Below are 8,771 nucleotides of genomic sequence, written 5' to 3'. Positions count from 1 at the left end.
AAAGTTTGCCATGTAATTCTCAGCCTTAGTCCTGAAGAGCATCTTAACAATGATGCTTGGCAGACAGCGATCGCCCAATATCTCAAAGAAATGGGATTTACCAATAATCAGTATGTGGCTGTAAAGCATACTGACAGAGAAAATCACGAACACATACATCTCGTGACCAGTCGGGTGCGGATGGACGGCTCAGTAGTTTCTGACAGTTGGGATTGGACGCGCAGCCAAGATATAATCCGCAAATTGGAGCAGGACTTTGGACTAGCGGCTGTACCATCTAGTTGGGAGAGCGATCGCCAAGAGCAAACCAAAAGTCAGATAGATAAGGAATTAGAAACGGGCAAAGTTACTGTAAAGCGTCAACTTGCAGACAAGATCGATGCAGCTCTGGTAAATACTGAGTCATTGCCAGATTTTATTGAAAAGCTAAATCTGGCAGGGATTGCAGTTAGGGTTGACCGAGATCGCAAAGGAAAACCGAAAGGGATTGCTTACAAATTTGATGAGGTGAGTATAGCTGGCTCCAGTGTGGGCAAAGCCTATTCCTTGCCGCGTATCTTAAAGCGGATCTCCAGCACCCCCGAACAGGTGATACATCCTAGCGTTGCTACTATGGCATCTCACATATCGCAGGTTATTAGAGAGCAAGTAAAAGTAGGAATGACCATGCCCCAGTTAATAGAGCAGTTGAAACATTCAGGAGTAGATGCTCATGTTAAATACACCCGCACCAAGAAGATTAAAGGTATTTCCTACAGTTTGGGAAATAACAGCATCCAAGGGAATGAGCTAGGCAAAGAGTATAGCTGGGGAGGACTTCAGAAGTATTTACAGGTTAGTTACGATCCAGCGCGCGATCGCTCGATTATTTTGGAGATGCAAAGTGCCGATCGAAAGGCGGTAATTCAGCCTATAGAATCTCTTCGTCAAGCCGAACAGGGTTTATCAGATAGTTTGTTAAATGAGCTTGTGGTTGAGTTAGAAAAACAGCGATCGCTTAAAGCACCCCAACTAACGCAATCTAAAAATATTGTTAAAGCGGACATCCCGATTAACTTAGAGCAGAATAGAAATGACCACGCTCAGATGGTCGCAGCGATCTGTCATCAACTCCTCAATGAGCTAGGGGCTGATAGTTTTGGAGAAATGGGTAAAAACTCTTACGGTATCCAACGAAGCGGAGATACTCTGACAGTTGAGAGATTACGAGGCGATCACCAGATCATCTTGCAGGTTAAGGGGCAGGAAATTGGGTTTGCCAATTTAAGCGAATTTGATATCCAACAATTTGAGCAGGCTTGGCAGCATCGATCTCAAGCACAGCAACAAAATATTGACTCACAAGCCAAAACTGTATGAGCTACCATGAGACGGTTTTAATGCACGTTACAAAATAGCGATCGCACTTGCCATACCCAGAAAACTAGGCGTTGCTGATTTAGGTTTAAAATAAGCAAATCTGAGAAACTGTTAGACTGTCAATCGTTAGCAAAAGAGCATTGACCGCAAATGTCATGAATTATGGTTGGCTACAACTTTTGGGAGGAATCATATTTTTGGTTCTGTATCTATTTTTCTCAGCCAAGACAGAAATGGGAACTAAGTTGTTTATGAGCCAAAATAGCGATAGCCTATTAGAAATCCTTAACTTTCTGCAAATCTCAGGCAAACTAGCCACAGCAGGACAGCCAACCGTCAAGCAGTTCCGAGCAATTGCTGATGCTGGTTATGAGACAGTGATTAATCTGGCTTTACCGACCTCTGACGGGGCGATCACCAATGAAGCACAACTAGTTCAAGCATTGGGTATGGAATATGTTGCCATTCCTGTGAATTGGGAAAGTCCGACAATGACGGATTTAGATAAGTTTCTGCAAACAATGGAACAACGCCAACAGCAAAAAATCTTTGTCCATTGTGCTAAGAATATGCGCGTTTCTGCCTTTGTCTATCTCTATCGTCGCTTGCATCTCAATTGTGATGATGAACAAGCGATCGCGGATTTACATAAAATCTGGCAACCCAACGAGACTTGGCAAAAATTTATTGACACAAAACTCACCTAGGATCGCAGCGTATTTCAATTAGAAATCCATCGGGGTCATAAAAATAAACGCCTCTACCAGTGGGACGAGTAACAGGCTCACCCTCAATTTGGACTTGATGAGATCGCAATACTGCCACCGCTTGCTCAAACAATTCAGGAGCAATATCAAAGGCTAGATGATTAGCTCGTGTAAATTGCCTCTGCGGATCGAGATCGGGCGGCGTAAGTTCTGGTTCCCAAAACAAATCGAGAACTGTACCATCGGGAGTTCTAAAATTAGCTACTTTGCCTGCTGCTACTAAATCGATTAGAGTACTCGGAACCTCTTCACCAATGAGTTGATGCAGTCCCAAAATGCCGCCATAAAAATCACAAGAGACTTGCATATCGCGCACATTCAAAGCAATGTGATGTACTCGTCGTAAAGCTCCATTCGCGATCGTAGATAGCATAGTTGAACTATTGGATGACATAAAATCAGTTCTAGCTAGGTTTACCAATAGTGTAAGACGGTTAGCGCAAAATTTTGTGATTCAACAAGTCTGAAAAGCTTCCTAGAGTCATAACTTAAGATTGAGGAGCGGCAAACTTTGCTAATCGCTTGGCAAGATAAGTATATCTATGCCGATCGCTAACTTGTCTGACCGCTAGTCCGATCGCCTTCGACTCTCCAACGATGATGGCAAGCTTTCGCGCACGAGTCAGCCCAGTGTAAAAAAGATTACGAGAAAGCATCAGAAAATGCTGCATAAACAGAGGCATGATTACCACAGGATACTCACTGCCCTGCGCCTTATGAATCGTCGTCGCCCTAGCGAGAGCAATCTCATTGAGATCGGCGTAATCATAGACCACTTGTCGATCGCCAAATACAACCGTGACTTCCCGCTCCTCCAAATCTACACCCGTAATCGTACCAATGTCACCATTGAAAACCTCACGATTATAGTCATTCACCTGCTGCATAATGCGATCGCCCAAACGAAAGATTGTATTCCCATACTTAATTTCGGGCTTCATGGCATCAGGGGGATTGAGAAGTTGTTGCAAGACAACATTAAGATTGCGCGTACCCACATCCCCTCTAGTCATCGGACAGAGAACCTGCATATCTTGCTGAGGGTCAAAGCCCAGACTGGGTAACAACTCCGTAATAATGTCACAAATACCCTGCTGACCAGCTTCAGCATTGGGCATTTCTAGCCAGAGGCAATCAGATTGAGGTTGATTAGAAACCTTTTCCATATTTGGAAACTTACCCGTATTGATACGGTGAGCATTCTGAATAATTTGACTTGCCTGAGCTTGACGAAATACCTCAGTAAGAGTAATCACTGGGACTTGCTGAGAATCAATTAAATCTTTAAGCACATTACCCGCACCGACACTGGGAAGTTGATCGGTATCGCCGACAAGAAGTAGTTGAGCGCCCAAGGGAATCGCTTTCACCAGAGAAAAGGCAAGAAACAGATCCAGCATCGATGCTTCATCAATACCAATCGCCTGAGCGGTTAGAGGATATTCCTGATTGCGTTTAAAACCCATTGATTTCGGGTCAAACTCTAGAAAACGGTGAATTGTCTTAGCTTCACAGCCAGTGACTTCCTGTAATCGTTGAGCCGCCCGACCTGTTGGTGAAGCGAGAGCAATCTCCTTACCCATCGCTTTCCAGAGTGCGACAATCGTGCGGGTGGTGGTAGTTTTACCTGTTCCCGGTCCACCTGTGAGAATAAGCACCGACGAATTTGCTGCCATCTCCACGGCTTCGCGTTGTTTGGGCGAGAGTTGGATATTTCTTTGGGTGGTGTAGCGATCAATCCAAGCATTGACCCGCTCAGGATCGGGGTGATGTTTGTGTTGCAATAGTTGATAAAACCGTTCGGCAAGATTTTGTTCCGTGTGGAAGTAAGTGGGTTTATAGCAGATGAACTCGCCTTCTAAGCCTTGCATCACTATGCGATCGTTAACGGAGAGATGGAGAACAATTTTAGAGATGGTTTCAGGATCTGGCTGATAGTCTTCGAGGGCAAGCAGTTTAATTGCTTTCTCTTCTAGTTCTGTACGGGGTAAATAGCAGTGTCCTTCTTCGGCGGCTTCCCCTAAACAGTGAAAGATACCCGCAATGCTGCGAAACTCAGAACTAACTTCAATGCCAATATTCCGAGCAATCTGATCGGCAGTAAAAAAACCAATGCCATAGATATCTGTCGCCAGTTGATAAGGATTTTCGGAAACTGTTTGAATAGAATCATTACCATAATGCTTGAAGATCTTGACTGCATAGGTGGTGGATACTCCATGTCCTTGCAGAAATACCATGACCTCCTTAATCGCCTTTTGAGTTTCCCAAGCAGTTTTGATCATCTTCACCCGTTTCTTGGCAATACCAGGAACTTCAATCAGACGGTCAATCTCATTTTCAATGATGTCAAGGGTATCCAAGCCAAAATGAGCGACGATGCGTTTAGCGGTGACTGGTCCCACGCCTTTAATCAGACCACTGCCAAGATATTTCTCAATTCCTGTAATCGTGGCGGGTTTAGTCTCACGGTATTGAGTGACTTGGAATTGGTCGCCAAATTTAGGATGCGATCGCCATGTGCCTTCTAGGGCAAGAGTCTGTCCTGCTTGGATATTGGCAAAGTTACCGACTACGGTGATTAGGTCTTGAGCCTTGGGTACTTTTAGCCGCGCCACGGTATAGCCTGTCTCTTCGGAGTGAAAGGTGAGGCGTTCGATGATGCCTTGGAGGTAGTCGATGTTGTCAGGCATAAGCCATAAGGACGGATGAGTGTAGCGAGCGTAGGTCAAAAATCTAACAAGATAATTAAACACTCAACAATAAAAATTACTCTGTCCTTTTCCTTTGCTCAAGCTGCTCCTTTGCCCATATTCTCATTAGTTCATCAGGATCATTAATTGACCGCTCCCTTAACAATTCTAGGCATCTAGGATGATCGGAGTATTGACTTAGAAGAGACTCCAGTGCAAGCTGGCGAGGGTTATCTTGCCCAGTATATTCACGAATAAATGGATCGTTTTGGACAGTATTGCAAAACAAATCAAAGGTTACAGAATTAGTGGGATAGTATCGAGAAGTTGACAAAATTGCTGCACAGCGCACAGCACGTTCTTCATCTTCTAGGATGCATTTGTGAAGTAATTGCAAGGTTTCAGCATCACACTCATAATTTTGAGGAATTGCCCATGCAGATGAACGCCTGACAGCCCAATTTGCTTCTCCAGCGAGGCTTTTTTTGAGCCACTCTAATGTTTCAGGAGATTTGTTATACTTTGCAATTGCATTTACCGCAGCACTCCGCACAGAGGAATCTTTATGGTCAACAACTTGTTTTTTAAGCCAATCTAATACTTCTGGGAAATTTTGAATAGTACGATTGAGTAATTCAAAAGCTGCTGTAAACCGTAGACGAGCCTCAGAGTATTCAACTTCAGTTTGAATCTTTTGAAGTAACTTTTTGCTTGCGGTAGCAGTTGCCATAGAGTTCCCTGCATCAAATAAGCAATCAGCAGCAAGTAGTAAATTAGCCAATCCTCCTACATCAAGCTCAGTATCATTGAAATATGTATTGTGACGCAAAAATTGATCCCTATCGCATTGTTGCTCGATCAAAAACTCAATTAACATTCCTGCAAACTTTGGATCGATCATTCCGCAAATTAATCGTAAAACTTCGTTCCAAGTGTCATCTTGCCAATGTTGTCCAAACACATCATCACGTAACTGCTCAAAAGACAGCGATCTTGTCTTTTCAAATTGCTGAACAATCTCGAATGCACAGAAATACTCTAGAAAAGTACGATGTACAAAGCCATATATGTCTGCTCCACGATAACAAAGTATAAAGTTTCGTTCTCGTAACTGTTGAATTAGCACACTTGCTTTTTCACGAGGTTCTGAGAAACCCTGCTCGAACAGATAGTCTTTGAGCACTCGTGTCAATCTACCAGCATCAATCGCATTTCCTTTCAGTCCTTCAGTTCCTGCTTGCATTTCATAGGCAACTAACCTCAACATTTCTTGCTTTTCTCGTCGTCCAATCGCATCCATCGGCACTTGTAATCGTTTGTGATCGACATCCCAGTTATGTAGCAACACCCGTGACGCTTGATCGTAGAGTTCGGCTCGGTCACGGGGTAACTCTTGTCTCCGATTTAAAATTGCCATCATTGTCAGCAGCAAAGGATTATCAGCAAGATTTGCAATAGCTTTGGAATTTGCAATTGCTTCTTTCAATCTTTCGGCTAATCGAATTTTATCTGTATCCTCTCCTAGAGCCAAGGTATACCAACGATCAATAAACTTATTGATTTCATTAATTTCCAAAGCTTGAATTGTGAAGTGCCGAAACCCTGAGTTTTGTAAATGTTCAGGGTTATATCCGATGATACGAGAAGTGACTACAATCTGAGATTTGGGATATTTCTGAGTAAAACGAATGATGTCATCGATAACAGTAGATTGACTAGAGCGATCAAATACTTCATCTAATCCATCAAACATTACGAGAGTTGGATAATTTTGTAAATGCTCATGTAATTGATGTTGATCAAACTGCCAATCAACTCCTCTTCCACTATGTAAAAACTCTAGAAAATTAGCAGCAGGAGCGATCGCATATTCTCGTAATTCCAGTAGCAAAGGTAATGATTTGATTTTTCCTTCAACCCATTCCAAAGCTAAATATTGCAATAGTGTTGATTTCCCAGAGCCAGGATCGCCTAAAATGACTGCATGATTAGAACCAAAAATTGCGGTAAGTGCTTTCTGTAAAGGTTGTTGGAAATACTCGTCGCGATAAAGATCTAATTCTTTAAGGGATAAATCAGATTCAATCCGTCCTTGCTCATGGAGTTGACGCTTCAGATCGGTAGGTAATTCATGTCGAGAAGGAGGCAATGCTTCCCTTACGGAAGGCTCGATGAACATATTCCATAACTTCATTCGATATTGCTGATCGGTATTGTCAATCGTATGAAGCTTCAGAACACTATAGCTGCTCTGTAGAATATCACGATATTTGATTACATCGAAACCAGGAGAAATATTACCTTGGCGATTTAGTTTCTCTAGGAGTTCGATTTCTAATAACGCTCTTAGTTCAGGTGTTTCTCTGATAATTTTTTGTACTTTTTTAATGTATTTACCGCCTATAGCAATCCTAAATGATTTGTGGAAAAAAGCCATACTTAAAGACCTTCTCAAAATTAAAGATTTGAAGATGAGTGACCAACTCAAATAATCTCTTCACATTGGCAAAGGTCTTTAGTAAATGGTAGTACTCACGAATAAAGCGTTTTGCTTGCAACCAGACATCCTCAATTGGGTTCTGAGTAGGATCGTTTGGAGCAAAACGGATACAAGTAAATTTCCAATCTGATTCGACTTTGCCATCATTGACTGTGGCTAAAAAATCCTTAACTTCTTGAGAACGATGATAACTCGCCCCATCCCAAAACAAGGCAATTTGACTATTTGGATGTGCCTCGACTAGATAGCGCATAAATGCAACTGTAGATACAGAGTTACCTTTGTCATAGGCTTGAATCAGACATACTTGGGTCTGGAGATTAAGCGCCCCATAGTAAGTTTGCCGTTCGCGCTCATTGGTTATGGGGACTTCTATACGGTCACCAGTCTTACCCCATACATATCCACAAACATCTCCCCATAATAAATGACACTCATCTTCAAACAATACGACTAATTCGCCCGAACTAATCTTTTCTCGATGGGTTTCTAACCATTCCGTGATTTCATCTTTTTTTTTGAACTAGGATTGGGTCTTTTTTGGGATTATATTTTTGGGTCTTTTTCCAGCTAATATCTGCGGCTTTGAAAATCTCATAGTAACTTTGCTTTGATGCAAATATCACTTGATAGCGGTCTTCAATTTCTGACATTAATTCTTGCAGATTCCAGTATTGCTTTTGTTGCAACCACTCAATTATTTCTTGCTTTTGGGCTGAGTCTAAATATCCTTGTGACCCCTGATACTTCAGCGTTAGACCTGCAATTCCATGTTCTTCAAACACCTGCTTCCACTTTCCGACAAAACTAGTGGATACGCATAGCATTTCTGCTATTTTCGCATAGGTCATATTTTGCTGTGTCATCTGTACGGCAAGAGCTCTTTTCAGTTCTTTGCTGTTTGGGTTACTCTCTATAAATTCAGTTAGTTCTGTCAAGTTTTTTGTTTGATTTCTTCCTCTCTATTTTTCCACAACTCATTTAGGATTGCTATATCACTTGCCAGTTAAACTCTGGTGGCATTTCTGGAAAGGGCTTATCTCTGAAGTTAGAATTTTTCCAAATTTCAGTTAATGCAATAGTATCGATTGCAGTGCAGTCTCTCTCAAAAGCTCTACCCAATATAGGCTTTACTAAGTCGTTCTTAACGAATTGAACTAGCGGACGATCGTAGAGATCGCGAATTTCAGCTTCAGAAATTTCCCAGTCTTCTAATTCTTTTTGCACTAATACAAGAAATTCTTTTAATGCTTGGGCAACAGCTTTCTTCGTTACTTCTGGCTTGGTAGACGTAATCCCTTCTTTAAGACAATCTTTGAAAAAATCTTTTACATAATCTTCAGCAGCAGATTGCCCCAACTTCAAAGCTTGCTCAAAGATTGCCTTGCCTAGTTCAGATGCGCCAATAGTAAGTAAGAATTCCAACATATCGCAATCTTAAGAGTAACTGAA

At 42.1% G+C, this 8,771-nt stretch carries 8 protein-coding genes; 2 read left to right on the top strand and 6 right to left on the bottom strand.

Annotated features, from left to right (window positions below):
• Both H6G05_RS06890 and H6G05_RS06885 read left to right on the top strand, forming a co-directional pair.
• A partial coding sequence (locus tag H6G05_RS06890) for a relaxase/mobilization nuclease domain-containing protein (RefSeq protein WP_190577457.1) occupies positions 1-1,359 on the top strand: 1,359 nt, incomplete at its 5' end.
• Positions 1,360-1,514: 155 nt separating this feature from the next.
• Positions 1,515-2,066 (top strand): protein tyrosine phosphatase family protein, encoded by a 552-nt coding sequence (locus tag H6G05_RS06885; protein ID WP_242025310.1) that lies wholly within the window; start codon positions 1,515-1,517, stop codon positions 2,064-2,066.
• Here H6G05_RS06885 and H6G05_RS06880 read toward each other — a convergent pair.
• From H6G05_RS06880 to H6G05_RS06860, 6 genes are all read right to left on the bottom strand, one after another.
• Entirely contained in the window at positions 2,059-2,520 is a 462-nt protein-coding gene (locus H6G05_RS06880) for a VOC family protein (RefSeq protein WP_190577456.1), read from the bottom strand. The genes H6G05_RS06885 and H6G05_RS06880 overlap by 8 nt on opposite strands.
• 94 nt (positions 2,521-2,614) lie before the next feature.
• Positions 2,615-4,819, bottom strand: a complete 2,205-nt coding sequence (gene recD2, locus H6G05_RS06875) for an SF1B family DNA helicase RecD2 (protein WP_190577455.1) — start codon at positions 4,817-4,819, stop codon at positions 2,615-2,617.
• Positions 4,820-4,895: 76 nt separating this feature from the next.
• A complete protein-coding gene (locus H6G05_RS06870) occupies positions 4,896-7,256 on the bottom strand; it encodes an NACHT domain-containing protein (protein ID WP_190577454.1) in 2,361 nt (786 codons plus the stop codon).
• Complete coding sequence (locus H6G05_RS25965) at positions 7,231-7,767, bottom strand: transposase (protein WP_408962466.1); 537 nt, start codon at positions 7,765-7,767, stop codon at positions 7,231-7,233. Before H6G05_RS25965 ends, H6G05_RS06870 begins: the two co-directional genes overlap by 26 nt.
• Before the next feature lie 58 nt (positions 7,768-7,825).
• Positions 7,826-8,257, bottom strand: coding sequence for a helix-turn-helix domain-containing protein (locus tag H6G05_RS25960; RefSeq protein WP_408962465.1), 432 nt, complete (start codon positions 8,255-8,257; stop codon positions 7,826-7,828).
• 52 nt (positions 8,258-8,309) lie between these two features.
• Positions 8,310-8,747, bottom strand: coding sequence for a hypothetical protein (locus H6G05_RS06860; protein ID WP_190577452.1), 438 nt, complete (start codon positions 8,745-8,747; stop codon positions 8,310-8,312).
• Positions 8,748-8,771: the final 24 nt, after the last annotated feature.

The sequence above is a fragment of the Phormidium tenue FACHB-1050 genome, from assembly GCF_014696925.1.
Classification (GTDB): domain Bacteria; phylum Cyanobacteriota; class Cyanobacteriia; order Pseudanabaenales; family Pseudanabaenaceae; genus Pseudanabaena.
Note: the sequence above shows the minus strand (reverse complement) of the source record. Positions and strands in the feature narration are given on the sequence as shown.